Annotated in this window: 17 protein-coding genes; 14 read left to right on the top strand and 3 right to left on the bottom strand. The window is 58.0% G+C overall.

Annotation, left to right across the window (positions count from 1 at the left end; genetic code table 11):
• Nucleotides 1-120 precede the first annotated feature (120 nt).
• Nucleotides 121-1053 carry a serine/threonine-protein phosphatase gene (locus KF841_08420; protein ID MBX3395379.1) on the top strand — a complete coding sequence of 311 codons (933 nt, stop codon included), beginning with the start codon at nt 121-123 and terminating at the stop codon, nt 1051-1053.
• A gap of 29 nt (nt 1054-1082) precedes the next feature.
• Here the strand turns inward: KF841_08420 and KF841_08415 are convergent, their stop codons facing one another.
• A complete protein-coding gene (locus KF841_08415) occupies nt 1083-3914 on the bottom strand; it encodes an insulinase family protein (protein ID MBX3395378.1) in 2832 nt (943 codons plus the stop codon).
• Between the two features lie 158 nt (nt 3915-4072).
• On the opposite strand from KF841_08415, the gene KF841_08410 reads away from it, so the two are divergent.
• Together KF841_08410 and KF841_08405 are read left to right on the top strand one after the other, a co-directional pair.
• Complete coding sequence (locus KF841_08410) at nt 4073-5038, top strand: glycosyltransferase family 2 protein (GenBank protein MBX3395377.1); 966 nt, start codon at nt 4073-4075, stop codon at nt 5036-5038.
• Nucleotides 5039-5248: 210 nt separating this feature from the next.
• Nucleotides 5249-7990 (top strand): MMPL family transporter, encoded by a 2742-nt coding sequence (locus tag KF841_08405; GenBank protein MBX3395376.1) that lies wholly within the window; start codon nt 5249-5251, stop codon nt 7988-7990.
• On the opposite strand, the gene KF841_08400 is transcribed toward KF841_08405, so the two are convergent.
• Nucleotides 7945-8226, bottom strand: a complete 282-nt coding sequence (locus KF841_08400; protein MBX3395375.1) for a hypothetical protein — start codon at nt 8224-8226, stop codon at nt 7945-7947. The two genes, KF841_08405 and KF841_08400, sit on opposite strands and share 46 nt — an antisense overlap.
• A gap of 382 nt (nt 8227-8608) precedes the next feature.
• Between KF841_08400 and KF841_08395 the strand changes: the two genes are divergently transcribed.
• The 3 genes from KF841_08395 (at nt 8609) to nbaC (ending at nt 10474) form a co-directional block, all read left to right on the top strand.
• Complete coding sequence (locus tag KF841_08395) at nt 8609-9049, top strand: hypothetical protein (GenBank protein ID MBX3395374.1); 441 nt, start codon at nt 8609-8611, stop codon at nt 9047-9049.
• 147 nt (nt 9050-9196) lie between these two features.
• Entirely contained in the window at nt 9197-9727 is a 531-nt protein-coding gene (locus KF841_08390; protein ID MBX3395373.1) for a gamma carbonic anhydrase family protein, read from the top strand.
• A gap of 216 nt (nt 9728-9943) precedes the next feature.
• Complete coding sequence (gene nbaC, locus KF841_08385) at nt 9944-10474, top strand: 3-hydroxyanthranilate 3,4-dioxygenase (protein MBX3395372.1); 531 nt, start codon at nt 9944-9946, stop codon at nt 10472-10474.
• Nucleotides 10475-10534: 60 nt separating this feature from the next.
• Here nbaC and KF841_08380 read toward each other — a convergent pair whose 3' ends face one another.
• Nucleotides 10535-11239 carry a YdcF family protein gene (locus tag KF841_08380; GenBank protein ID MBX3395371.1) on the bottom strand — a complete coding sequence of 235 codons (705 nt, stop codon included), beginning with the start codon at nt 11237-11239 and terminating at the stop codon, nt 10535-10537.
• Nucleotides 11240-11551: 312 nt separating this feature from the next.
• Between KF841_08380 and KF841_08375 the strand changes: the two genes are divergently transcribed.
• From KF841_08375 to KF841_08340, 8 genes are all read left to right on the top strand, one after another.
• Nucleotides 11552-12415, top strand: coding sequence for a DUF3473 domain-containing protein (locus KF841_08375; GenBank protein ID MBX3395370.1), 864 nt, complete (start codon nt 11552-11554; stop codon nt 12413-12415).
• Nucleotides 12416-12448: 33 nt separating this feature from the next.
• Entirely contained in the window at nt 12449-13486 is a 1038-nt protein-coding gene (locus KF841_08370) for a hypothetical protein (protein MBX3395369.1), read from the top strand.
• 12 nt (nt 13487-13498) lie between these two features.
• Nucleotides 13499-13933, top strand: coding sequence for a VOC family protein (locus tag KF841_08365; GenBank protein ID MBX3395368.1), 435 nt, complete (start codon nt 13499-13501; stop codon nt 13931-13933).
• 74 nt (nt 13934-14007) lie between these two features.
• Nucleotides 14008-15867, top strand: a complete 1860-nt coding sequence (locus KF841_08360) for an HAD family hydrolase (protein MBX3395367.1) — start codon at nt 14008-14010, stop codon at nt 15865-15867.
• 21 nt (nt 15868-15888) lie between these two features.
• Entirely contained in the window at nt 15889-16128 is a 240-nt protein-coding gene (locus KF841_08355) for an acyl carrier protein (protein MBX3395366.1), read from the top strand.
• The gene (locus KF841_08350) at nt 16121-17752 is read left to right on the top strand and encodes a DUF2723 domain-containing protein (protein ID MBX3395365.1); all 1632 of its coding nucleotides are present in this window, start codon (nt 16121-16123) and stop codon (nt 17750-17752) included. Before KF841_08355 ends, KF841_08350 begins: the two co-directional genes overlap by 8 nt.
• Before the next feature lie 209 nt (nt 17753-17961).
• Nucleotides 17962-20022, top strand: coding sequence for a serine protein kinase (locus KF841_08345; GenBank protein MBX3395364.1), 2061 nt, complete (start codon nt 17962-17964; stop codon nt 20020-20022).
• A gap of 275 nt (nt 20023-20297) precedes the next feature.
• Nucleotides 20298-26561 carry a PAS domain S-box protein gene (locus KF841_08340; protein ID MBX3395363.1) on the top strand — a complete coding sequence of 2088 codons (6264 nt, stop codon included), beginning with the start codon at nt 20298-20300 and terminating at the stop codon, nt 26559-26561.
• Nucleotides 26562-26568: the final 7 nt, after the last annotated feature.

Here is a 26568-nt window from a genome sequence, read left to right as displayed (position 1 = left end):
GCCGGGCATTGTCCGACCAGATTCCTGAACTTGTTTGCCCGGAATCAACGCGAGCAACACCGCAAACGGCATCATGCAAAACGATTCCGAACTCAAGACATCATGACCGATCCACACAAAATGCAATGCATGGAAGTCTGGGGCGGCAACCAGCCTGTCAATTGCGGTGTCGTGATGGCCGGCCTGGATGCATGGGTCTACAGCAGGCCCTATGGCGATGCCGCCGCCGGCGGCGATGTGCATTACGTTTCGTCATGTGCCACCGGCCGCATTACCCGATTGCTACTTGCGGACGTCAGCGGACATGGCGATCCGGTTGCGCGAACAGCAGCAGGCCTTCGGAATCTCATGCGGCAATTCGTCAATTTCATCGATCAGACGCGGTTCGTGCGCAGAATGAACGAACAGTTCACGAATCTCGATCATGCCGGACTTTTCGCAACCGCGGTCGTAACAACCTATTTCGCGCCGACAAGTGAGCTGGCCGTCTGCAACGCGGGACATCCGCCGCCTCTGCGTTACTGCGCAGCATCCGGGCGATGGACTGTGCTCGAAGCCAGGAGCGGGGCAAGCTCCGGAGGCACGCGGTCCGCCAGGCCGGCGGAAATCAGCAACACCCCGCTCGGCATTATTGAGCGAGTGCAGTACGAACAGTTCGCCACGCGGCTGGCCGTCGGCGATCTGGTTCTGTGCTATACCGATGCATTGAGCGAATGCCGCGGCGCGGACGGCCAGATGCTCGGAACGCGCGGACTGCTCGAACTGGTTCAGTCCATCGACCTCTCCGATCCCGCTGAGTTCGTTCCGGCCGTCCTGGCCGCACTTGAGGCGATGAACCCGACCAACCTAAAGGAAGACGATGTGACCGCGCTGCTTTTCCGCGTGAACGGCCTTGCGCCGAAACTGACACTGCGGGACAAAGCCCATTCACTGTATGTCTGGTTCCGGGCGATGCTCGGAGCACTGCGCCCCGGCGGTCCGCCGGCGCCCTGGCCGGAGTTGTCCTTCCGCAGCCTCGGACGCTCAGTCTTCGCAAACCTCCCCCGCCCGTAAGTTGCGCGACGTTCAATCGATCCGCAAACTTAAGGGACCGATTCTCCGCGAACTGTCAGCAGCTCCGGTTTCGGCAGGCCCAGCCCACTTAACTGAGACTCGATCAGCTTGCGATCACCGACCAACACCACGAGGGCGTTCTCCAGTGGAATCGCCTTGTTGGCCAGCGCGTTCAGATCGGATTCCGTGATGCCGAACATGGTTGCAAGGTCCGCCGCCAAAGATTCGAAAGGCCGACCAGCGACTTCCAATGACTCGGCCGTGTTGATCACGCCGGAAAGTCCCTGGAATCCCTGCACAATTTCCATCCGATTCGTTTCCCTCGTCTTTCCAGCCTCCTGGGATTTAATATCCCCCCCGCGAATTGCGCCAAACTCCGCCAAGAACTCCTTCAGTGCCGCGCCGGTGACCTCGGCCTGCACGTCTGCTCCCGCGCTCATGTAGCCGACGCTCCGAGCCATGTTATAAGTGGATCGCGCGCCGTAGGTGTACCCCTTGTCCTCTCGCAGATTCTGATTCAGCCGGCTCGTGAAACTTCCGCCGAGGATGGTATTCAGCAAGTCATACTTCACTCGGTTGGGGTCATTTGCCTTCGGGCCGGGCATGTAGAAGCGAATCACGGTCTGGACCGCGCCTGGCTTGTCCACGAGCACCACACGCATCGGCGCTGCCGCGGGCTGCTCCACCGCCATCGGCGCAGGCTGAGAGGCTCCGCTCGGTGCGGCCCAGCCGCCGAACGCCTTTTCAAGGGTGGATTTCGCTTCGTCCGCCGTCAGATCGCCTGCGACGAAAATGATCGCGCCGGCAGGCACATAGACCATCGCATGACACCGTTTCACATCAGCGAGTTCGATCGAGTTGATCGAATCGGTGGTGCCATTTACCGGAACGCCAAACGGGTGATCCGCGCCAAAAAACGCCATCATACCAACGCGCGACGCGACCACCGTCGCCCGGTCCTCGGCCTGCTTCAACGCCTCGAGATGCAGCCGTTTGACGCGGTCCCATTCCTTCTGATCGAAGCGAGGTCGAAGTATCGCATCGGCGAACAGCCCGATTGCCTTGTCCAGATTTCGTTTCAGGACGGCGATATCGACCGAGGCATATTCACGGTCCGCGCTCGCTTGCAATGTCGCGCCCAGCATGTCAAGCGCGTCACTGAATGCCAGCGCGTCCAAATCTCCCGCGCCTTCATCCAGCATCGACGCAGTCAGGTAGGCAAGTCCGGGCTTGTCCACGTCTGCAAACAGCGCGCCGGCCTTTTGAAAGAGCGAAATCTCGACCAACGGCAACTCACTTCGCTGCCAGTGTCGAACTTCAATCCCGTTCGACAGCTTGAAGATTGTCGGAGCCTGCGGGATAAAGTCGCGCGTCGCCATTTCACCCGGTTGTTCGTCCCGGCCGGCGAGCGTGTCATTCGAACTGGAGCTTGGTTTTCCTGCGTCAGCCTCCGAGAGCACGCGCATAATCAGCCGTGCGTTCGGCGTCAGCGTTTCTTTCGCGACTTTCAAAATGGACGCCGGTGTCTCGCGGCGAAACCGGTCCAGATCGCGTTTGAAGCCGTTCGGCTCGCCGAAGTAGAAATTGTACTTATTCAACGCGTCTGCCTTGCTCAGAAGGCTTTCAAGACCGGACAGCATTTCGTATTCAATTGCGGATTTCTGTCGCTCCAGCTCTGCGTCGGTCGGCCCCTCGGCCAAAAACTCGCCGATCACTTCATCCGTCACCTGCTCGATCTGATCGAGTGACACGCCGGGCCGAGCCATGACTTGAATCTGAAACAGTGATCCCAGCATACCCGACATCTGATAAGCCGAGACGCTCGTGGCGAGCTTGTCGTCATAGACCAGCCGCTTATACAGGCGGCTGCTCTTGCCCTCGCCGAGGATGCGTCCGACGAGCGTCATCTCCGCGTCACCTGCCTGAAACTCGGCGGGACTGTGGTAAACCAGTGAGAGCCGACTGAATTGCACCTGATCCGTCAGGGTCAGCCGCTTCACTTCGGTTAATTTGACCGGATCGGCCTGCGCGTGCCGCGGATCAGCCGATCTGGGCAACGTGCCGAACAGCTTCTCGACAAGCGGCTTGATCTCCGCAGGATCAAAATCGCCGGCGACGACCAGCGACAGATTGTTCGGAACATAAAACGTATTGAAAAACTCTTTCACGTCCTGCACGCTGGCCGCCTGGAGGTCTTCATGGGTGCCGATGACCTCGATGTGATAAGGATGCCCGATGGGGTACATCAGTTCGGAAACCTTCAGATCAGCGCGGCCGTAGGGCTGCATCTCACTGGTTTGTCGACGCTCATTGCGAACGACTTCCCGCTGTTTGTCGAGCTTCTCCTGAGTCATCTCGCGGCCGAGGTCCTCCAACCGGTCCGCATCGAGCCAGAGCAAAGTCGGCAGCAGGCGGCTCGGCCCGAAGGAGTAGTAATTCGTTCGGTCCCAAGACGTGGATGCGTTGTTCCAACCGCCGCCGCCCTCCATCAGGGCATCAAACTTGTTGCCTTCCACTCGGCGGGTTCCCATGAACATGAGATGCTCGAAAAGGTGCGCAAAGCCCGATCGCCCCGGAGACTCGTCCTTGCCTCCGACGTAGTACCAAAGGTTGATTGTTGCGACCGGCAAGGAGTGATCCTGATGCAGAATCACGGTCATTCCGTTCTCTAGCTTGTATTTCTCGTACTTGACGTCCTGAGCGGAAGCCGGGGAGACGGCGGCCGCCAGAAGCGCGAGAATTGCCGATGCGGTCCAGATTCGAAGAGATGCCCAAGCGGCTGGTCGCCCTCTCCTTCGTTCCGCGATTGTCAATTCCGACGGGAACCGGCAGGATGTGGTTATTGTGTCAGCGAATTGCATATGTATAACTCCGAAAAGACGCAGTTTCGGCCGATGTTAACGACAGGGGCGCATTGTAAGCGTCCGGACTAGAAAACGGAAAACAGCCTGCCGGCTTGCCAAAGCCCATCGTCTTTCTGAGCATCGAGGCGACTGGCCTGGAACACCGGCGTCCTTCCATGAAACTCTTCATTCAAATCCCCTGCTTGAACGAAGAAGCCACTCTCCCGGCCACCTTGCGCGACCTTCCCACGCAAATCCCCGGAATCGATGAGATCAACGTGCTCATAATCGACGACGGATGCACCGACCGCACGATCGAGGTTGCACGTCAGCACGGCGTCAAACACATCGTCAGCTTTACGGGAAATCGTGGACTGGGGCATGCATTTGCGGCCGGGTTTGACTATTGCCTGCGCCATGGCGCGGACATCATCGTCAACACCGACGGGGACAACCAGTACTTCGGCGGCGACATCCCCAAGCTGGTACAGCCGATCATCGAAGGACGGGCGGACCTCGTCATCGGCGATCGCGAGCCGGAGAAGGTGCCGCACTTCTCGTTTATCAAGAAGAAGATGCAGACGCTCGGCAGCCATGTTGTGAGTCGCCTGGCGAACCTCAAAGTGCCCGACGTCGCCAGTGGTTTCAAAGCGTACTCCCGTGAAGCCGCCATGCGATTTTCGCTGTCCACGGATTTCGACCATACCGTCGATCATGTCATTCAGGCAGGCCGCAAGCGCATCATCACGGTCTCGGTGCCAATTCGCACGAATGACAAGCTCCGCGAATCACGGTTGTTCTCAAATATCGGCGTCTTCATCACGCATTCGATCAGCATCATGCTTCGGGTTTATTCGTCCTACCGGGCGATGAAAATCTTCAGCACGCTCGGCGCGATCACGTTCGGCGTCGGATTCATCATCGGACTGCGGTTCATCTGGTTATGGCTCGCCGCGGGCAGACTGCCCAACGAACATACCCAATCGCTCATTCTGTCGGCGATTCTTTTGCTGGCAGGCTTTCAAATGGTGCTGACCGGCATCGTCGCCGATCTGATCAACGCCAGCCGGGGCGTGCTGGAGGACGTCTCCTACCGACTCCGCCGAATGGAACTCGAGCAGGACGAGCGCCGCAAGGAATAACCCGGCTATTCGCCCCTGGCTGGACGCATCCGCATCCCGGTCTCACCATAAAAGTCGCTACTGCCCGCCAAAATGGGATTCGCCCGCGTCTCGCATTAAGATGATTCGCAAGTTCCGGTCGGTGAATCGCCTGGTCGTGCATTCAATTGAAAGGGCAACTTCGTGCCTCGGCTCAGCAGATGGGCAATCGCACACCCTCGTGCGACCCTGGTGATCGCACTGGTAATTGTCGCACTGGCCGCGCCGGGGTTGACGCGGCTGCAGCTTCGAACGGACGGCCACGCGCTCTTGCCCTTGCACGATCCCGGCATCCTCATTGACGACCAAGTGCGATCGACCTTCCATCTGCGCGATCAAATCGTCGTGCTCATCACGGCGTCCGACGCCGACGGCATTTTCAATACTCGAACGCTCTCGCTGATTCGCAACGTCACCGACCGCCTGATCGCACTGCCGGACATCGATTCGTCGCATGTGACCAGCCTCTCCACGGAGAAAAACGACCGGGTCATGCCGGGCACTCTGAACTTCCAGACGTTTCTGGCCGAGATCCCCCAAAGTCCGGAGGCAATCGCACGGCTTCGGGACGATTTGCGCAAGCTCGACATCTATCGCGGCACGCTCATATCCCATGACGAGAAAGCCGCCTGCGTACTCGTCGGCGTGCGCGTCGGCCAGAACCGGCAGGCGATGTACCACGCAGTCCGAAAGCTGGCGTCCGAAATGACGCCCGCGCCCGACAGGATCGATGTCGTCGGCGCACCGGTCGCGGAGTCGCTACTGGGCACGCACATTCTGGAAGATCTCGGCGTGCCGTCGGCGTGGATGGGTGGATGGGATCCCACGGAGCCGCCGATGACAGGCCTGCCTCGATCCCTGTTTGACCTTCGCCGCTGGATCGCCGGAAACATCGGCCTCGTCCCGATTGCTGTCGCGACGATGGCACTCGTATTCCTCGCGCGATTTCGGAATCCGATCGCAGCCGCGATTCCCTTGATGGAGGCCGGTTCGTGCCTGGTCTTCACCTTCGGGCTGATGGGCTGGTCCGGGGTGCCGGTCTACCTGACGATCGCCGTGCTGCCGATTATCCTCTGCGCCGCCGGAATCACAGACGAAATCCACATCTTCAGCCGTTATCGCCAACTCGCCGCTGAAATGCCGAACGCGGATGGCCGAGGGCTGATCGCCGCAACCGTCAACGATCTCTGGAGACCGATCGTAAAAACCAGCATGACGACGGCCGTTGCATTCTGCTCGTTCGCACTGTCCGACCTGAAACCGGTTCAGGCATTCGGCGTCTTCTGCGCGATCGGCATTCTCTTCTGTCTTGCCTGGTCGCTGACCGTCGCGCCCGCGATGTTGGCCTTGATTCCACGCGGACGGCTCGTGCGGCCGCGATTGCTGTCGATGGAAGACCGCGTTCCTCCTCCAAACGGCAGCAGGCCGGCCGCGGTCGCCCAATGGATCATCGGTCGGCGATCGATCATCCTCCTGTCCGCCGCCGCGCTACTCGTTGCCACGCCGTGGGGAATTGCAAAATTGAGGGTGCAGGACAGTTGGATCGATGGATTTTCACCCCACAGCGAGTTTCGTCGCGCGACCGAGGCGGTGAACCGTGGGTTCTTCGGCGCGCATGTGCTCGCGCTCGAGATCGCGTCGCCCGATTGGCAGATTCATGGCGATCTTGATCCGGAAGCCGTCGGGATGTTTGATTTCAGCGTGCCAATAGACGCGGTTTGCTCGGAGACCGACATCAGTCCGGGCAATTGGGTGGGCGCATTCGCCCGGATCGAAGTCAGCATCGATCGTGAGGCGTCGTCCGCGCGAGCGACGTCGTCATCCTTGATTTCGCCAAGATCGGCGACGATCAATCTGCCTTCTCGCTTTGTCCGCCTCGTGGAAATTGAATCCGTGGAGCAGCAGGCGGGCCAAGTCCTGGTCAGGACAAAGCGCGAAGGCGGCCCGCTGAATTTCCACCCCGGAGGTTCGGATCCGATTCACATGTCGTACACCATTTCGCCGCGCCGAATGTATCGTCCTGAGACACTTGAACTGATCCGCCAACTCGACGAATCGATCCGAGCGAGGCACGAAGACGCTGTCGGCGGAGTGCTCGGTCCCTACGAGTATCTCGCCGCACTAAACTACTCCGCGTTGGCGCGTCGCGACGACGAACGCCGGATCCCACCGAACGCGCAGCGTCTGACCTGGCTCTGGGAGCAATATGAACGGCTGCGTGGAGCGGAGAAACTCTCGCAAATCGTCACGCGCGATGGTTCACGCTGCCTGGTGACGATCTTCCTCAATGACGCCAATTACCACCGCACGGCTCGGCTCATGGAGCACATTCGTGACTTCGAGCGCGAGCACCTGTCTCCACAGCAACTGAAGATCGAATTCGCCGGCGACGTGGCCGCCAGCCAGACTTTGATCCAATCCATTGTGCGTACGCAGGTACGCTCGGTTATCGGATCACTTGCGGGGATTCTGATTGTCACGATTCTGCTCAATCGATCGATCCGCTGGGGCCTGCTCGCGATCATTCCGTGTTCGCTCGCGGTCGTCGCGAACTTCGCCGTAATGGGCTGGCTGAATATTCCGATCGGAGTGGCAACCTCGATGTTCGCGGCGATGACGCTGGGAATCGGCGTCGATCACGGGATTCATCTCATCGACCGCTTTCGATCTCTGGGCGCTTCCGGATCACGGCCTCGTGAAGCGGCGGTCCAATCGATCTCAACAACAGGCCCGGCCATCGTCACCGACGCGATGGCGATCTGCCTGGGCTTCAGTGTCATGCTGTTGTCTCAGATTCCGTCAAACGCTCGATTGGGGATTCTTCTAATCTGCTGCGATATCGCCTGCGTCGGGTCGGCATTCCTGCTATTGCCCGGTTTAATGACGCTTCAGCGGGATCGTCCGGACGAACGCCCCTTGAAAGTCGAGTCGTAGGCGCCCTCATTGAAGCCGACCAGAAGGGTGCTACCTTTCAAGACCGTCGGCGCACGAAGATTTCCGGTCGGACCGAGCAGCAGCTTCAGCAGGTCAGCATCCGACGGATGGTCTTTCTGAATCTCAATTATGATCGTGCCGCGGCCGCGCGCGGCGACAATGCGCTTGACGCGCCGGGCAAGCGAGAGCACTTCGTCCTTCGTGAATCGACGTTTGCCTGCGTCGGTGATTTCCACGAAATCCGCTTTTTTCCTCGCAAGGTACCCTTGCGACTTTTCGCAGGAGTTTCAGCTCTTGCGGCGATAATACCAATCGATTCGCACAGGCATTGAATAATCCTCATACGTTGCATCCGATTATCTGCCCCACGATACGATCGTTCGCATTTAGAGACAACGGGATAATCGATTTTCAAATGTGATGATTTTCGGTACGCCCGGTGAACCCTCGGTTATTGGGCGACCACTCGAATTGTGATTGAACGCCTCCCACCATTTCCTCCTTATTCGATGGCGTGCCATTTCCGATACGGTATCCGCGCAGCGATCGGTTTTGAATCTGACACGGCACTGCATCAGGTCGATCTCATCAACACTTTCAACCCGAGGAGGTGGAACCATGGACGAAGCGATGATTCAGCGGCTGGAGAAGAGCTTTAAGCTGCTGGCGCCGAGGGGCCCGGAGTTGGTCGATCACTTCTATGCCCACCTTTTCTCAAAGAATCCGACGCTGCGCAAGCTGTTTCCCAAAGACATGCAGTCGCAGAAGCAACAGTTGCTCGCGTCCTTGATTCTCGTGGTCCAGAATCTACGAAAGCCAGACGCCCTCCGACAGCCACTTCTCGATCTCGGACGGCGACATGTCGCCTATCAGGCGGAGCCCGAACACTATCCCGTCGTCCGCGACACGCTCATCGGAGTCATGAAGGATATGGCCGGCAACGCATGGAACGACCAACTGACCCAGGACTGGACGGATGCGATCAACCTCGTCGCGACCGTGATGATCGAAGGTCACAAACTGGCCAACAAATCGCGCACGTCGACCGGAATCCGCTGACGGATGCAATCGGTGGCAGCTTTTGCGCGATTACTTCGCGCGTACTTTGGTCCGATCGGGGCGCCAGGCCCAAGCCGGTCATTCGCTTGTCAGGCATAGGCTCATCTCCCATTCCTCTGGTTTCAAACTGACGCTAAGATTCGGGCGATGATAGTTGAAAACGCCCGCGTGATCCTCGGAAACAACGTGTACATCGCGCCGACTGCGTATGTCGGCGGCGCAGTCACGCTTGGCGACCACTGTACGATCATGCACCATGTCTGCATCCGCGGCGATGTCTCACACATTCGCATCGGTTCGCGCGTCAATGTGCAAGACGGCACGGTCATTCACACCCACGGCGGCGTCGATCTCGACATCGAAGACGACGTGAGCATCGGGCACCGCGCGGTGATACACTGCACGCGAGTCATGTCCGGATCGCTGATCGGCATCGGGTCAATTGTGCTGGACGGGAGCATCATCGGCCGAAACTGCCTGGTCGCGGCGGGCGCACTCGTTCCGCCCAATACAGTGGTCCCGGAAGGCAAGGTCTTGATGGGCGTGCCCGCAAAAATCGTCCGCGACGTGACGGAGCAGGAACGCGAGTACATGCGTTATGTCACCCGGAATTACATGGAGCTGGGTTTGCGCCACGCACGCGGCGACTACCCTTGTGCCCCCTGCTCCGATCGCTGATCCGCCCATGACAGCGCGCGCTCCGCTCCGGTGACCCCGGCGCAACACTTGTCGCAATCCCATACGACCCAACCAGAGCTGCCCATGAACGAGCCTCTATGCACTGGCCGTTGAATCGGACAACCGTCAGCGGCTTTGACACGTCGATTCGGCCGGGGATACAATCCCGCCCGGTTCCCTTGAGAAGCCGCAGTCCTTTCCGACAAGAGGTGCCCCATGGCCATCGGCAACGCATTCAATTTCCGCCAATGGATCGATGAACATCGCCACCTTCTGAAGCCTCCGGTCGGCAACAAGATCGTCTGGGAGGACACGGACATCATGGTCATGGTCGTGGGTGGCCCGAACATTCGGAAAGACTTCCATATCAACCCGACGGAGGAGTTCTATTACCAGTTGGAAGGGAATATGACACTTCGAATTCGCGAAGATGGAACAGTTCGCGATATTCCCATCAACGAGGGCGACATCTTCCTGCTGCCTCCGCATGTGCCGCATTCGCCACAGCGTCCGGCGAATACAGTGGGCCTCGTCATCGAACGGCGACGCCCGGAAGGCGAGCACGACCATGTGCGATGGTACTGTGAAAAGTGCGGTGAGATTCTGCACGACCCGCACTTCTATTTGACGAATCTCGGTACACAACTCAAGCCGGTCATTCAGGAATTCATACAAAACGAAGCCTTGAGAACCTGCAAACACTGCGGCGCGAAGATGGAAATTCCGCCACCGCCCAAAGCAACGTGAGTTAGCCGGAGGCGGTTGTTTGTGGTTTGGAAGGACCATTGGCGATTCACTCGATCTCGATCAGATCGCCTCGCGGATCCGATACTCAATCCACGCCGCGCCTTCGTAAACCATCTGCGGGAAAATCAGAAACCGCCCCTTCCAACTTGTTGCTTCCGGATCTCGCGAGCCTCTTTCCCATCGTGGCTCACGCATGATGAGATGCCGATATCCGGCCCGCTCGAAGCAGGCACGCGAGCGTTTGAGGTGCGTATAGCTCGTCACAATGATGCAGACATCGTTTGCGATGTCGATGTGTGCGGCCTTTCGCGATCCCTCAGGATGATGCCGGGTCGTCGGCGATTCACGATCGACCACCACTCTTGACGGATCGGCGCCCCAATCGACGGCAACCTGTCGCATTTCCTCCGCATATCTGCCGACATTGGTGACAACCAGCGTTTCGGCCCAGCCCTCCTTGAGCAGCCGTACCGATTCAATGATGCGATTACCATTGCCCCCAAGACAAATAATGAACTTCGCCGGTCTCAATTCGTCCGCACAATCCATCGATCGGTAGACGGCATCGGAGATTGGCGAGAGAATAAACACTGCGCACGCCAGCAGCACGATGGCCGATCCACGCTCGATCCAGCGGACGATGCGACGCAAGGGACCGGTCCGTGGTCGGTCCCGATCCAGCATTGCCTCGGTCAGCGAACCGGCCGTGGCGATCGATTCGACGCCGGAGCCGTCTGATGCAGTGCGATTCTCCGAACTTGACATTGCTCTCTGGACTCCCGCCGGAACTGCCCAACGCGCAGTCAACGACCTTACTTCAACGACTGTCGGGACTAAACGAAGCCGCCATTAACCCAGCCGTCGCGAAACTGGCGCCACCTGCGTTACCACCGCAACGCGGGAGGACAGACCGGGATCTTGCCATTACCCGTCGGTCGAAATAGGCTGGGTGTCAGCGGAAACTCCGCCGTTGTCGAAGCCTGACCTCGCCGTGAACCGGCCGAACGTGCGGTTTTCGGACCGATGCGGGCTGAATCAACTTGATCGACGGGTCGGAATCTGACGTAGTATACCAGCATGATCCATGCGTTTACGATCGATGTCGAGGACTATCATAACATCATCGCGCGCGATCATCTGGAGAGGGATGGTCCGCCGACCCGATGCGTCGTAGACAACACCCATCGATTTCTTGGCTGGCTCGCGGATCGATCCGTTCGCGCCACGTTTTTCGTTCTCGGCGAGGTCGCGGAATTCTACCCTGAGCTGATTCGCGAAATCGCAGCGGGCGGACATGAGTTGGGCGTCCACGGTTACTATCATCGGCAGGTCTTCAAACTCGATCGCGACTCCTTTCGCAAGGAGGTTGTCGACGCCAAACGCGTCATTGAGCAAATCACGGGGGTTGCGATTCGCGGTCATCGTGCGCCAGCGTTCTCCATCATGCCGCAAACGGGATGGGGTCTTGAGGTTCTTGCTGAAGCTGGTTTTGACTACGACTCCAGCGTGTTCCCGATCAAGGGCCGGCGATACGGCTGGCCCGATTTTCCGCGGGACATCCACCGGGTCTCGCTCGCGAATGGGCTCTCAATCGTCGAGGCGCCGATGTCGACCGTGACCGTGCTGGGCCGTAGACTTCCGGCATGCGGCGGAGGCTATATTCGGCACTTTCCCGGATTTGTCACAAACTGGGCCATGCGCCGCGTCGCAAAGGAGCGGCCGGCCATCGTGTATCTTCATCCTTATGAAATCGAGCAGGGAGCCGAAATCGATACCGCATCGCTCGAACCATCGAAGTCACGAGGAATCCGGCGTTTCCACGCGCTTCAGTTGCGAAACCGCGCCACCATGGAACCGAAGATTCTCTCCCTGCTGAGCCGATTTCAATTCGCGCCGCTGGCGGATGTGATCGATCAGACAATCAATAGCCGGGCGGGCTGACCCACGACCGCCGCGACGAGGGACCACGGATTGATGAACGACGACCGTCAAGCTGAGCACGTCGATGAACGCAGCGGATCACCCGGGCAGGCGCCGCCAAATTCGAAGGAGCAGAAGCCCCGTATGCCCGGTGTAGGCACTGCGATGATTACCGACCCCGGTCAGGCCGAAGGCGCCGCGATCGGCCGCATGTGGTACACAGCGCCGCTCCCGCCGCCACCCAAAGGCTGGCTCATTTACAATGAGAGTTTCGTTCTTGCCGCACTGCAAGGTTGCATGGCTGATCTGACCAAAGTGCGAATCACGCCGAGTTGGATTATTCTCGCGCGCGTGGTGATGGGTATGATGGCGGTCGTCCAGGCGGTTGTCATGTTGATAGCGACGATCCCGGTGCTCAACTGGGGGCTGGAAACCGTCGCCCGCACCTTCACAAGAAATTCATTTGGATTCTTCCTTCGCGGAGCGTACTGGAAGGCCAAACTGAAGTCCCTCGGTCAGAACACGATGATCGACCAAAACGTGGAAATCTGGGGCCCGGAGAACGTCTCGATCGGCTCGCACTGTCATATCGACACCTTCGTGCGGCTGGGAGCGGGCAATCGCCGTCAAGGACAGCGCGGCTCGATCGAGATCGCCAATCATGTCCATCTCGGCCCGGGCGTTCATATCGCCGGACGCGGCGGCGTCCGGATCGGCGACCTCGTCGGCATCTCGGCCAATGCACATATCTACAGTGCGACCGGAGTCGCCATGATTCCCTCCGACCCCGGCCAGCTTGTCAGCATGTCGCATATGGCGCCGAAGGACCAGCAGCATGTCTATGAAGCGCCGGTGATCATCGAGGAATACAGTTTCGTGGGTATCATGGCGCGGGTGATGCCGGGCGTAACGATTGGACGCGGAGCGATCGTACATGCTTCGTCGGAAGTGACGCGGAGTGTTCCTCCCTTTTCCAACTTCGGCGGAAACCCGCGCGGCAGACAAATCGGTTGGCGTAAACCCCTGCGCCCCAGCCCGAAACTGCAAGCGCGATCAGACATGCAATCATCGCAGGCGCAATCCGCGACCTGATGGAACACCTGATTGAACGCAATCGTTGAACATCTTGGACCGTTTCATCACGTTGGCGTGGCGGTTGCCGATATCGAACAGGCTGCGCGGTTCTACGAGGCGGCATACGGCGCGAAGGCTGAGCCCGACGAATTCGAGGATCCACTGCAACAGGTGAAAATTCGATTCATGCTTGTCGGCGGCCTGAGAATCGAGCTCTTGCAGCCGTTGACCGCCGAAGCCAGCCTCAATGGACTTCTTCGACGTGGAATCGCCCTTTACCATACATGCCACGAAGTGACCGATATGGAAGCGGCGCTCGACCATCTGCGATCCAGTGGTGTCATGATTGTGTCTCCACCAAAGCCCGCGATCGCCTTTGGCGGGCGGCGCGTTGCGTTCACCATGTATCAAGGCATGATGATTGAGCTTCTGGAGTCAGCCGCTGCCGCCACTGAATATGAATGAATAAGAGTCACGGAATGAACCGAAATCCTGGGAGTTCCAGCAAGAACGCGACTGTGGAAGGCTGATTCACCGTGATGCAAGACACTGAAACATCCCGGCCCTCCCCGCTCACGGCTTCCGACGCAGTCGAGCTTCTCGACGCGCTGGCTGCACAGCCGGGGATTGTCAGAATGAATCAGGCCGCTCGTCAGATCGATGCGCTGCGCGCGGTACTCGGACGCGTGCCACTCCGATTGGCCTGTCTGGCTTCATTCACTTTTGATCCGCTTAAGGCTGCGATGGAATTGCAAGGCGTCCGCGCGGGCTTCGCGCTGGAGACCTATGTCAGCCCCTATGGCCGATTCGAGCAGGAATTGATCGATCCGCAATCGGAGCTTTCAGCCTTCGCCCCCCAGGCGATACTGCTCGCGGTGCGCCTCGCCGACACCTGCGCCGCGATCTACGATGAATTCAACAGCCTGCCGCCCGAAGAGTGCGATCGACTCGTTAATGAATGGTTTGCTCGACTCCGAGCCGCTCTCGATTCGTATCGCCAGCGTTCCAAATCGCCAATTCTTATTCAGAACTATGAATCGGTCGTCGCACCCGCCCTTGGGATTGCCGACATGGCCGCATCGCATTCGCAGTCCGCGGTCATTCGCGCAGCAAACCAGCGGCTTCTAACACTGGCGAAGGAGATTGGAAACGCCTACGTACTTGATTATGACGGCCTTGTGGCACGCATCGGGCGCGAGTCGTGGAGTGACGCGCGCACCCGTCTGTTCGCACGGATTCCGGTCGCCAGCCAGCATTACTGGCGATTAGCGGGCTTCTATGTGCAGCACTTGCGTCCTCTTTATGGCCTCTCGAAAAAAGTGCTCGCCCTGGATGCCGATCACACGCTCTGGGGAGGCGTCGTCGGCGATGTGGGCACGCACGGCATTGCGCTGGGTAAGGACTTCCCCGGAAATGCTTACGTCGCGTTTCAGAAGAAAGTGCTCGATCTTCACCAGCGCGGCGTCGTGCTGGTCATCGCGAGCAAGAATGAACCGGGCGCGGTCGAGCAGGTTCTCGATCAGCATCCGGACATGGTGCTCCGCCGAAAGCACTTTGCGAGTCTTCGGGTTAACTGGAACGCAAAGCCGCAGAATCTCCGCGAAATTGCCGACGAGTTGAATCTCGGCATCGACAGCTTTGTCTTTATTGACGACAGCCCCGTCGAATGCGACTTGATGCGAAAATCGCTCCACGAGGTCCTGACAATCCAGCTACCGAAAGATCCCGCAGGCTATCCGGCCGTTATCGATGCGCTCGATTGCTTCGAACAATGGACGATCTCCGACGAGGATCGACAGCGCGGGGAACTGTACCGCGCGGAATCCGAACGAAAGCAACTGCAATCGGTTGCGATGGACATGCCGACGTTCTATCGGCAGCTCGAAATGAAGATGACGCTGCATATTAACCATCCGCCGCATGTCGCGAGAGCAGCACAGATGACCAACCGCACCAATCAATTCAACATGCACACCACCCGATGCACCGAGGACGACATCCGCGCGTTCATGGCAGACGGTTCACACGAGATTGTCACCGTTGCCCTCGCCGATCGATTCGGAGACAATGGCATCATCGGCATGGCGCTCGTCCGGCGAGACGCGGCGGAGTGGACCATCAGGCAGTTTCTCATGAGTTGCCGTGTGCTGGGCCGTACCGTCGAACAATCCCTGCTGCAGTGGATTGCCGACCGTGCGAAGAAATCGGGCATTAAAAGACTGCTCGCCGAGTTTGTGCCAACACCGAAGAACAAACCGTTCGCCGTTTTTTTTCGAAGTTGCGGCCTGACTCTTGCGGGCAAACGAGACGACAAAGTCGAGTTATGGGAACTCGCACTGGAATCGCGGCAGGTCGAGCCGATTCCGGACTGGATTCAATTAACCGCCCACGAAGGCTGAACTACTTTTCAACGACGCACAATGGAACACGCATCAAAATTTCGATCTATCGTCGCCGCGATTCTTCAGGTTCCCGAGAGTGCCATCACCGACGACCTCACCCCCGAACGTGTGGACACGTGGGATTCATTGAACCACATCAACCTGATCGGCGCGCTCGAGCAGGAATTCGGCATCACTTTGGCAACCGAGAATCTCGAACGAACCCAATCGATACCTGTGCTCCGAGCCCTGCTCGCACAACACGGCGTGAATGTCTGACTCACAAAATATCTCCGCGCCCGGCCCGAAGGCACGCACGGCGTCCGCCGCGCCGCATTTTGATTCATCACTTCCACTCACCACGGCCGCTTTCATCGCCGGCGCGATTCTCTACGGTCTGACCTGCGCGCCCGGACTGCTCTGGCAGGACAGCGCGATGTTTCAACACCGCGTCTGGTTTGCCGACCACCTCGGCGACAGCGGCTTGCCGCTTGCCCACCCGCTTTATATCTGGCTCGCGAAGACTTTCACTCTGCTGATACCGTTTGGCGACTTTGCGTGGAGAGTCAATCTTTTCTCAGCATTTGTGGGCGCCGCCTCGCTGGCGGTCATGATGCATCTATTGATCAACCTCACACGATCAATCACCGTCGGCGTGATCGGGACGATCGCATTGGCCGTCAGCCACACATTCTGGACCCATAGCGTCATTGCGGAAGTGTACAACCTGTACGCCCTGGGCCTCTTGCTTGAACTATGGTTCGTGCAACGCTTCCTTGTCACGAATCGCGCGTGCTGGCTCTATTCCGCGATATTCGTCAACGGCCTGAGTGTCTCCAACCATCTGCTCGCGCTGCTCCACGCCCCGGCATATGTCGTCCTGATCGTCTCCGCCCTCCGATCGCGAGAACTGTCGCCCCGCCAGCTCGTGCCGGCTGTCGTGGCTTTTGTGATCGGTTCGCTACCTTATACATTGTTAATCATGGACGATTTGGCGACCGGCCGCGGCGCGCTACTGGTACTGAAGGAATCGCTCGTAGGCCCACCCGATCGTTCGCAGCGAGTTCTCGCCACGACATTTTCCCTGGCGAGGCAGATTGTGCGATCTGTCCAGTATTTTGTAATGAATTTCCCGACTCCGCTTCTCGCACTCGCGCCCATTGGATTCTGGAACCTGTGGCGCCGTGCGGGCAATCGCCGGTTCGGAGTATTCGCCACCCTCATCTTCGTTGTCGATTTTGTCTTCGCGTTCCGATATCTGGTGCCGGACCAGTTCGTTTTCTTCACACCCTGCTACGTCATTACCGCACTGGCGATTGCATCGGGGTCGATTGCCCTCGCCAGAGGTGAAAGACTGAATCGGGACGATCGTGCCGAAGTCACGGCATATTCCGATGTCACATTCAAACCCGCAATTCGTTTCATGTTGACCGCGTTCGCATTGATGCCGGTCGCGATCTACGTGCTGGCACCGTTCGCACTTGATCGGTTCAAGATCGACATTGGTGCGAAGCGCGACATCCCCTACCGCGACACGCTTCGGTATTTCATACAACCCTGGAAGAACGGCGAGACCAGCGCGACTCGTTTTGCCGAAGCCGCGTTCGCGATTGCCCAACCCGACGGCCTGATTTACGCCGACACGACCATCAAGAACGTTCTCGTTTACTACCGGGACATCGTCGGCCGTTACCCGGGCGTGACCCTGACAACAGGTCACGACACGATTCCGCTTCCGCCCGTCATCGACCGGACACCCGAAGCAGTCGAACCGTTCGTCCTTGCCGGCAAAGCCTTTGTCTGCTCCGACCTGCCGGACTACGTTCCGCTCTGGATGCGGGAACGATTCAGACTGATTCCCAGCGGGATCCTCTTCCGAATCGTTCCCCGCGAGCAACCCTGAACACCTCCCATGCTCCGTATGTCCATACGCATTAACGATTTACGGCGAGCATTTCCTTGACTTCGGCATGACGTCCTATATCATTTGATTGGGAAGCATTTTTTGCGAGCAACAGGCTCGGTGCCGCGAGCTATCCGTCCGATTTTAAGAGGCGGTCGACTCACGTCCGGCCGTCGGCGATGTCGTTTCCTGATGGGAGGCAATTGATGATGCCCGGCAAGAATTCGGTTTACGAACTGGTGGATAAGCGACTGGATCCGCAAGGCTTTCGAGAGGAACACTGGGAGGGCACATTCGACGAGTACATCGACATCGTCATGCGGAATCCCAAGGTCGCCCGCAACGCCTTTCAGCGGATTTATGACATGATCAATCACTTCGGCGTCGAACGAAGGACGAAGTTCCGCCGAGAGTTCGTGAAGTACAACTTCTTCAATGATCCGATCGATCACGGCGATGACGGCATCTTCGGCCTCGAGCGGTCTTTGATGCACCTCGTCGACTTCTTCAAGTCCGCGGCGCAAGGGTATGGAACCGAGCGGCGCATTCTGCTGCTGCACGGCCCGGTTGGCTCGGCAAAATCCACGATCTGCCGCCTGCTCAAGAAGGGCATTGAATACTACTCCCGGCTCGACGAAGGCAAGATGTACACCTTCGCATGGAAACTGCCGCGGGGAGATGGCGAATACGATATCGTCCCCTGCCCCATGCACGAGGAGCCGCTCAAGCTGATCCCCATGTCGGCGCGACGCGAAGTGCTCGCCATGCTCAACGAGAATCTACCGCCTGAACAGCAGATCAGCGTCGACGGTGATCTCGATCCGTTCTGCCGCAGGACGTTCGAAGACCTCCTTAAGCGATACGACGGAAACTGGCGCAAGGTGATGGATCATGTCATCGTCAAGCGATTTCTGATCAGCGAAAAGGATCGCCGCGGAATCGGCACCTTCCAGCCCAAAGATGAAAAGAACCAAGACTCGACGGAACTGACCGGCGACATCAACTTCCGAAAAATTGCGGAGTATGGCTCGGATTCAGACCCCCGCGCGTTCAATTTCGACGGCGAGTTGAACATCGCCAATCGAGGCATGATCGAATTCATCGAAGCGCTGAAGCTGGATGTCGCATTTCTCTACGACCTGCTTGGCGCGTCGCAGGAGCACATGATCAAGCCGAAGAAGTTCGCCCAGACCCACATCGACGAAGTCATCATCGGGCACACAAACGAGCCGGAGTACAAGAAGCTCCAGAGCAACGAATTGATGGAGGCTTTTCGCGATCGCACGATCAAGATCGATGTCCCCTACAATGTTGTCCTCGATGATGAAATCAAGATATATGAGAAGGACTTCAACAAGGAGCGCGTCCGCGGCATGCACATCGCTCCTCATACCGTCGAAGTCGCCGCGATGTGGGCAGTGCTGACGCGACTCGAAGAGCCGAAAAAGGCCGGCCTCACTCGCTTGCAGAAACTGAAGCTGTACAACGGCAAGAGCATTCCTGGCTTTACTGAAGACAGCGTTCGAGAACTGATGGAGGAAGCGCCACGCGAAGGGATGCAGGGCATCAGCCCACGATACATCCAGGACAAGATCTCAAACGCACTCGTCAGTGATCAAGGCATCAAGGAGAAGGGTATCAACCCGTTCATGGTGATGAATGAACTCGAAGGCGGACTATCCCATCACTCGCTGATCAGCGACGAGGACCTGAAGAAGGAATACAAGGAACTGCTCAACGTCGTTCGCGAGGAGTATGAGGACATCCTCAAGTCCGAAGTGCAGCGAGCGATCAGCGCCGACGAAGACGCGATCCGCAGGCTTGCGTCGAACTACATCGAAAACGTTCGCGCCTACACCCAGCGAGAAAAGGTTCGCAACAAGTACACCGGTCGCGATGAGGATCCGGATGAACGGCTGATGCGATCAATCGAAGAGAAGATAGACATCCCCGACAGCCGAAAGGACGACTTCCGGCAGGAGATCATGAATTACATCGGGGCCTTGTCTCTCGATGGCAAGAAGTTTGACTACAACACCAACGCCCGGCTGCATAAGGCGCTCGAGTTGAAGCTCTTCGAAGATCAACGCGACACGATCAAGCTGAAGAATGTCGTAAGCGGCGTCGTCGATGACGAAACCCAAGCCAAGATCGACGTGGTGAAGCAGCGGTTGATCAAGTACTTCGGCTACAACGAGCAAAGCGCGACAGACGTGCTGAACTATGTGGCGAGCATCTTCGCCCGAGGCGATGCCAAGAGCGAGGACTAGTCGAAGGCCCCGCCTCACTCAGGTTGCCGTCAAATTCACGAGGTCGGCGCGACATGCGCCGACCTCTGCATTTCCGGACTTTATCGCGGACTACCCAAATCGTGTCCGACCGGTGACAAGTTGCGGAGACACACTCCTTCCGATATCATATCCGCTTCGGGCGCAGACCTATTGCAATCAGAAATTCGATCTCCGTTCTTCCCACGGTGAAGACCGGCCCGTCGTGTTTTTTTTCCTCGCCACGGCGACCGCGCTCGCCGCATGGATGCACGACCATGACCGCGCTGACACACGTCCCCCATCGGGTAACGTTGCTCATCCGAATGACTGCCTCGGCGGCGTTCCTGTGGCTGCCGCATTCGACCTTCGCCGCCAACTTTCCACTTTCGAGCTTTGACCTGCTTCAGGGAGTGATTGTCTACGATATCCACGAAGATTCATCCGGCGAAATCTGGCTCGGTAGCGAGATGGGCGTGTGGCGATGGAGAACCAACGGCTTCGAATTGGTCAGTGCGCCGACGGGTCGTTCACCGTCCAACATCTCGTCAGATTGGGGACGCAGTGCGCACACCATCGCTTCTGACACATCGGGTACGCTCTGGATAGGTACGGGCCACGGACTCCTGGCACTCGACATGGAATCGCTCGAACCAAGGCCCGTTCCGCCGCAACTGGCAACTCTGCCGATCAATCGCCTGAAGCGCATGCCGGACGGAACGGTCTGGGCCGGAACAATTGACGGACTGCATCGATTGGCGGCGAACGGAGACACCCACTCCGTGACTTTGATCGAACGCACCACGGGAATGCGAGTTGAGGACTTTCTGCTTGTCGATCAAACCATCTGGGTTGGGACCGTCGAGGAGCTTATCGAGATTCGGCCGGATGGTGAGCAATTCCACCTCCGGGATGAGATCGAAGGCCGAACACTGCGTCTGCACCATGGCGCAAACGGCGCGATCTGGGTGGGACACCGTGGTAAGCCCGGGCTCTACCGACTGAACGCGGACGGAATCCGCAAATACACCGCGGCTGACGGCCTGCTCAATGATGAAGTCAATTCCATTGCCGAACGAGCAAATGGTGAAATCTGGATCGGCACGGAGCGTGGCGTGTTCCGGTTTCGAAATAACCGGTTCGAGGCCATCGATCGGCACAATGGTCTACTTCAGGATGACGTCCACGCTGTGTTGATAGACTTCGATGATCAAATCTGGATCGGCACTTTTGGCGGCGGAGCATATCTGCTGCGCTCGCCGGAGATCCGAAGTTTCAGCATCGAGGATGGCCTCACAAGCCCGTTCGTCGCCTCTCTGGCCAAGTCCGGCGATGCCGCACTCGTGGTCGGGTCCCTGCGGGGATATTGCATGTTCGACTTGGAATCTGAGCGGGGGCTTCCCAGCGACGAGTTCACGCACGCCAGCGCGATCGCCTCCGATTCGAAAGGAAGAACCTGGATCGCCTGCCGATCCGGAGCCGTATGCCTGGAGACCGGAGCAACCCACGCCGTGCCGGGAACGATTCTGGGGATCGCGATCGATCATTCCGATCGCCCGATCGTCGCGACATCGGATGGCCTCTTCAGAATCGATGGAGATACGATTGTACAGATTCCGCTGAAACCGGAGGCAGATTCGAAAATCAACGCGATTTTCATCGACAAAAGCGGCCGCCTGATCGTTGGGACCCAGCACGGAATCGCCGTCAAGAAGGACGAAGATTGGCAATGGATCGAAACTGATTCGAGTTTCGTGAGCCTCGGAGGCGAGGTCAACGGCGATATCTGGGCGGGCACGAGGCGTTCCGCCATACGTATCAGATTGGATAGCCTGGAAACGGTCGAGCGGATTGACGACCTCAGGCTGGTGCAGTGCATTTCAGCCCTTCCCAACGGCACAGTCTGGTTCGGAACCGATTTCGGAATTGTCTATCTCGCGCAGCAGCACCTCCATCGCATCACACGCGCAGATGGACTTCCCAGCGACGACGTTCGCGCCTTGGTCCCCATCGGCTCCGACCTCATGTTCGCAGGAACGACGCACGGACTGGCTCGAATCAACTACAGCGAAATGGATTGCAAGCGCGAACCGCCGCGCATCACTATGCAGATGTGGAGCCTCGGCGACACGCTAACGCGCAGCGAAGAAGGCCGAATGGAAATTCCGTCCAGCGACCAGGGGCTCGTTGCGGAAGTGATTCCGCTCGGGCAGCGTCAGAAGATCGGCACAAAATACCAGTATCGAATCAGGGGACATTCCGAACATTGGTCGGACTGGAGCACTGAGCAGCGCGTCAGACTGCCGCAACTGCCGGCCGGCGTTTATATCGCCGAATTTCAAGCCAGGGGAATTGAAGGTGCGATCAGCCAGCCCGCCAGCACCGTTTTTACGGTAGTGCCACCACTGTGGCGTCACGGCGGGTTTCTGACTGCGATGGGAACGATATTCATCGGAACGCTAGGTGGTGGCGTCTATCTCGTCAAGAGGCGGACACACTACCGAAAACGGATCGAGAATAGCGAGCGGCGCTTCCGAACGCTCGTGGAATCGCTCAGCGTCATTCCGTATCAAGCTTCGGCGAGCGAATCCAGTTTCAGATATGTCGGTCCCCAGTCGCTGACACTGCTCGGCCACGACTCTTCGGTGTGGACACAAGACGCTGTGTGGCAATCCGTTTTCCCGGCTGAGGACGCCCTCTCGATCCGTTCGCTCTGGGTCAAGGCCCGCGCACGCGGTGAACACTGCGTCGCCGACCATCGCATTCGATGCGCTTCAGGCGAATTACGCTGGGTAAGACACATCGCCGGGGTGGTCGGCGGTGATGAGGCCGGGGGTGAAAACGTCGGCCTGATTTCAGGCTTGATGGTCGACATCACGGCCGAGAAGCGCGCCGCGGCGGACGAGAAGGCATTGCGAGCCGAGTTGGAGTCGGCTGTAGCAGATCGGACCGCGAAGCTGACTGCGGCCAACGAATCACTGAAAGCGGAGATTCAGGTACGCTGCGAGGTCGAAGCAGCGCTGCGAGAGTCGGAACAGCGTTTCTCGACCATCTTCCACCGAAGCCCGATCGCCATGATCGTAAGCAGCCTCACCGACGGCGTCATTCTTAACGTCAACGACGCCCATATCGACCTGTTTGGATACACACGCGACGAACTGGTTGGCCGGCCGGAATTGTCCGTGATTGAATGGCGCAACATCGATGAGCGTGCCAAAATGATCGAAAAGCTCAACAACGGCGAGACCGTGAGCGGCTTCACGACGACGCTGCGAACAAAAACCGGCCAGGATCGGATCTGCCGCATCGCCGCTGAGAGTTTCGCGCAGGCAGGACGCCAATGCCTGCTGACGGTCTCCGAGGATATCACTGAAAACATGCAGTACGAACGCGAGCTCGAACGGCATCGTCGCTTCCTGCATCAACTGATCGACGTCAATCCCCACATCATCTTCGCCAAGGACCTTCTGGGCCGTTTCACGCTGGCCAACCAAGCCGTCGCCGACTTCTACGGCACGACCACAGCCGACCTGCTGGGCAAACTTGATTCAGATTTCAACACCAAACCGGATGAAGTGGCCTACTTCCGAGAGATTGATCAACGGGCGATCGAGAGCCGACAGAAGCAGAAAGTCGAAGAAACCGTCACTGACCGAACAGGGAGTCGCAGACACCTGGAGACCATCAAGCTTCCGCTCTTGAATAACGACGGCGTACCATTCGGCGTGCTAGGTGTGGCGACCGACATCACTGCGCGCAAGCAGGCTGAGGATGCATTGCGTCGAGCGAATGAGGAACTCGAGCAGCGCGTTCGTGAACGAACGGAGTCCTTGCAAACGACGCGGCAATTTCTGGAACGTGTTCTGGAGTACTCGCCGAGTCTGATTTTCATCAAGGATTCAAAAGGACAAACTGTCTTTTCGAATCGAATGGCCGAGTCCGCGCCAGACTCAACCACACCCAAACTGGTCGATGATTTGTTTCCGGCGGAGAGCAACGCAGAGCAATGGTCGCGCATCGCGTACGGAACAAGTTCGGTGACGGACGAATGCACCGTCCATCGAGACGGTCGCACAACCTGGTATCATGTGGCCCGCGTTCCGCTTCCGGGAGCGGACGGCCGACCTCAGGTTCTAGGCATCGCCACCGATTTCACAGAGCAGAAACTGGCGGAGCAACGCATTCGCGAGAGCGAACGATTGCTCCAGAGCACCACCGATGCCGTGCCGGGAGCGGTCTACAAGTACCGAATTCGAAGGGACGGCTCTCAGTCGTTCGATTTCATGAGCCGAGGCGCGTTTGAGCTATATGGTGTGCCGGCCCATGAACTCGTAAAGGACTTTCAACTTACATGGTCGCAGATCGTGCCTGAAGACGTCGCACCGATGGAGAAGAGTATTCGACTGTCAGCCGCGCGAGGCGAACCCTGGAACCATGAATTCCGTATTCGCACGCCCGACGGAGAGTTGAAGTGGCTCCGCGGCCACTCAAGACCGGAACCGGCCGATACAGAAGGCGATATCATCTGGAACGGCATTCTCACCGACATCACCGCACAGAAGACGACCGAGCAATTGCTCCGCGACAGCATTGATCGATTCGAATTGGTTGCAGCCGGTTCGATTGACGGGCTCTGGGATGCAATCGTGATGCCCGGTGTCATGTGGTCGTCTCCACAGACACCGATCTATTATTCATCTCGCTTCAAACAACTGCTCGGATTCGAGGAACACGAATTTCCCGACGTGCTCGGTTCATGGTCTGAGCGTCTGCATCCGGAAGACGTCGATCGCGTGATGTCGGCTCTCGAGGATCACATCGTTCGACGGGTTCCGTATGAAATCGAGTACCGCCTCCGAACTCGATCCGAGGAATACCGTTGGTACCAGGCCCGCGGTCAGGCCCGATGGACCGATGACGGACAGATTCGGCGGATGGCCGGCTCGTTGAATGACATCACGCAACGAAAGCTGGCCGAGGAGCGACTCCGCAGGCAAGCCCTTGTTTTTGACAACATGTACGACGGAGTGCTCTTAACCAACACCGATGGAATCATCATCGACGCCAATCCAGGAGCAGAGCAGATGTTCGGGTATTCGCGCGAATCGATGATCGGCAATTCACCGGAGATGCTGAATCATCCTGACGATGCGCGAAAACTCACTGAGCGAATTCAATCGGAACTACTTGCAGGCCATCCCTGGTCTGGTGAGATTCGCTTCATTCGGCGCGACGGTTCCGAGGGATATTGTGAGGCATTTCTGGTCCCCATGTATGACGAGAACGGCCGACGAAACGGCACGGTCTCTGTCAACCGCAACATCACGGACAGAAAGAAAGCCGAAGCCGAGAAACGGATGATTGAGCAGCAGTTGATTCGCTCCGCGAAAATGCAGGCGGTCGGAACACTTGCCAGCGGAATTGCTCATGAATTCACCGATCTGCTCACGATGATTTCGATCAACACCGAGGCTGCGTTACGCTATCTGTCCGACAGCCACCCTTCACGTCAACCCCTCGATAGCCTCAAAGCCACAGCGAAACATGCGCAGGGCGTGCTTAGTTCCCTCCTGACTTTCAGTCGAAATACACCACTGTCCCAGCAGAAATTCGACCTGACCCAAGTCGCACTCGACACAGTAAAAATACTTGGGCACGGACTCTCCGGCCGAATCGTCTTCAGATCCGAGCTTCCGCTCGACCAGTGCATCTGGATCCTTGGACGACCGACCGAAATCGGCCAGGCGATTTTCCACCTCGCATTCAACGCACAGGATGCGATGCCGGACGGCGGAGATTTATCGATCAGTCTGAAGGTCTGCGGAAACGAATGGCTCACTGGTGCAGACGGTCGAATTGATGCCGGCCTGACAGTCGCAGTCCTCGCGGTCGAAGACACGGGCTGTGGAATCCCACAGGAACACCTCGAACGAATCTTCGAGCCGTTCTTCACCACGAAGGAGCCGGGCAAAGGCACGGGCCTCGGTTTGTCGATCATCCATCGAATGGTCGAAGAAATTGGCGGGACAATTCAGGTGCTTTCGCAGGTCGGCGCAGGAACGACAATCCGAATGATCCTGCCTTGCTGCGAGCCGCCGTCGGAGACCAACCACTCCGCGAATGACTCTCGGGCTTCCAATCGATTCGCGGGCCGGCTGGTCATCGTCGTGGAACGCGATCCCCACAAACGTTCGATCGTGGTCTCGACCCTTCGCACAATCGGCTGTGAAGTCAAATCGTTCGCGGAGCTCGATCAGGCCATCGAATTGGCAGAGAACCGGCCGAACTGGATTCCGGTGATGGTCATCAATTTCGACGCCACCACCGCCGCAGGAGTGCAGCGGGTCGCCACCCTCCGACGAGCGGTGCCGAATCTGCAAATCATTGCAATTGCCCGGACATTGTCGGTAAACTTAAGAAGATCGGGCTTGGATAATTGCCGATTCCTGCGACCTCCTTTCGAAACGGTCGACCTCAGGGAAACGGTTGAAGAGTGTCTCATCGAAACATCGGATCCGAACGACTCCGATTATGACGATTAAGGAAAGG

Source organism: Phycisphaerae bacterium, assembly GCA_019636475.1.
Taxonomy (GTDB): domain Bacteria; phylum Planctomycetota; class Phycisphaerae; order UBA1845; family UTPLA1; genus JADJRI01.
This window is presented reverse-complemented; position numbering and strand designations above follow the sequence as displayed.

Bases quoted from the DNA above. Each gene is read 5' to 3' on its own strand.
- KF841_08420 (MBX3395379.1), top strand. From the start codon at position 121: ATGCAATGCATGGAAGTCTGGGGCGGCAACCAGCCTGTCAATTGCGGT.
- KF841_08415 (MBX3395378.1), bottom strand. From the start codon at position 3,914: ATGCAATTCGCTGACACAATAACCACATCCTGCCGGTTCCCGTCGGAA.
- KF841_08410 (MBX3395377.1), top strand. From the start codon at position 4,073: ATGAAACTCTTCATTCAAATCCCCTGCTTGAACGAAGAAGCCACTCTC.
- KF841_08395 (MBX3395374.1), top strand. From the start codon at position 8,609: ATGGACGAAGCGATGATTCAGCGGCTGGAGAAGAGCTTTAAGCTGCTG.
- KF841_08390 (MBX3395373.1), top strand. From the start codon at position 9,197: ATGATAGTTGAAAACGCCCGCGTGATCCTCGGAAACAACGTGTACATC.
- nbaC (MBX3395372.1), top strand. From the start codon at position 9,944: ATGGCCATCGGCAACGCATTCAATTTCCGCCAATGGATCGATGAACAT.
- KF841_08380 (MBX3395371.1), bottom strand. From the start codon at position 11,239: ATGTCAAGTTCGGAGAATCGCACTGCATCAGACGGCTCCGGCGTCGAA.
- KF841_08375 (MBX3395370.1), top strand. From the start codon at position 11,552: ATGATCCATGCGTTTACGATCGATGTCGAGGACTATCATAACATCATC.
- KF841_08370 (MBX3395369.1), top strand. From the start codon at position 12,449: ATGAACGACGACCGTCAAGCTGAGCACGTCGATGAACGCAGCGGATCA.
- KF841_08360 (MBX3395367.1), top strand. From the start codon at position 14,008: ATGCAAGACACTGAAACATCCCGGCCCTCCCCGCTCACGGCTTCCGAC.
- KF841_08355 (MBX3395366.1), top strand. From the start codon at position 15,889: ATGGAACACGCATCAAAATTTCGATCTATCGTCGCCGCGATTCTTCAG.
- KF841_08350 (MBX3395365.1), top strand. From the start codon at position 16,121: ATGTCTGACTCACAAAATATCTCCGCGCCCGGCCCGAAGGCACGCACG.
- KF841_08345 (MBX3395364.1), top strand. From the start codon at position 17,962: ATGCCCGGCAAGAATTCGGTTTACGAACTGGTGGATAAGCGACTGGAT.
- KF841_08340 (MBX3395363.1), top strand. From the start codon at position 20,298: ATGACCGCGCTGACACACGTCCCCCATCGGGTAACGTTGCTCATCCGA.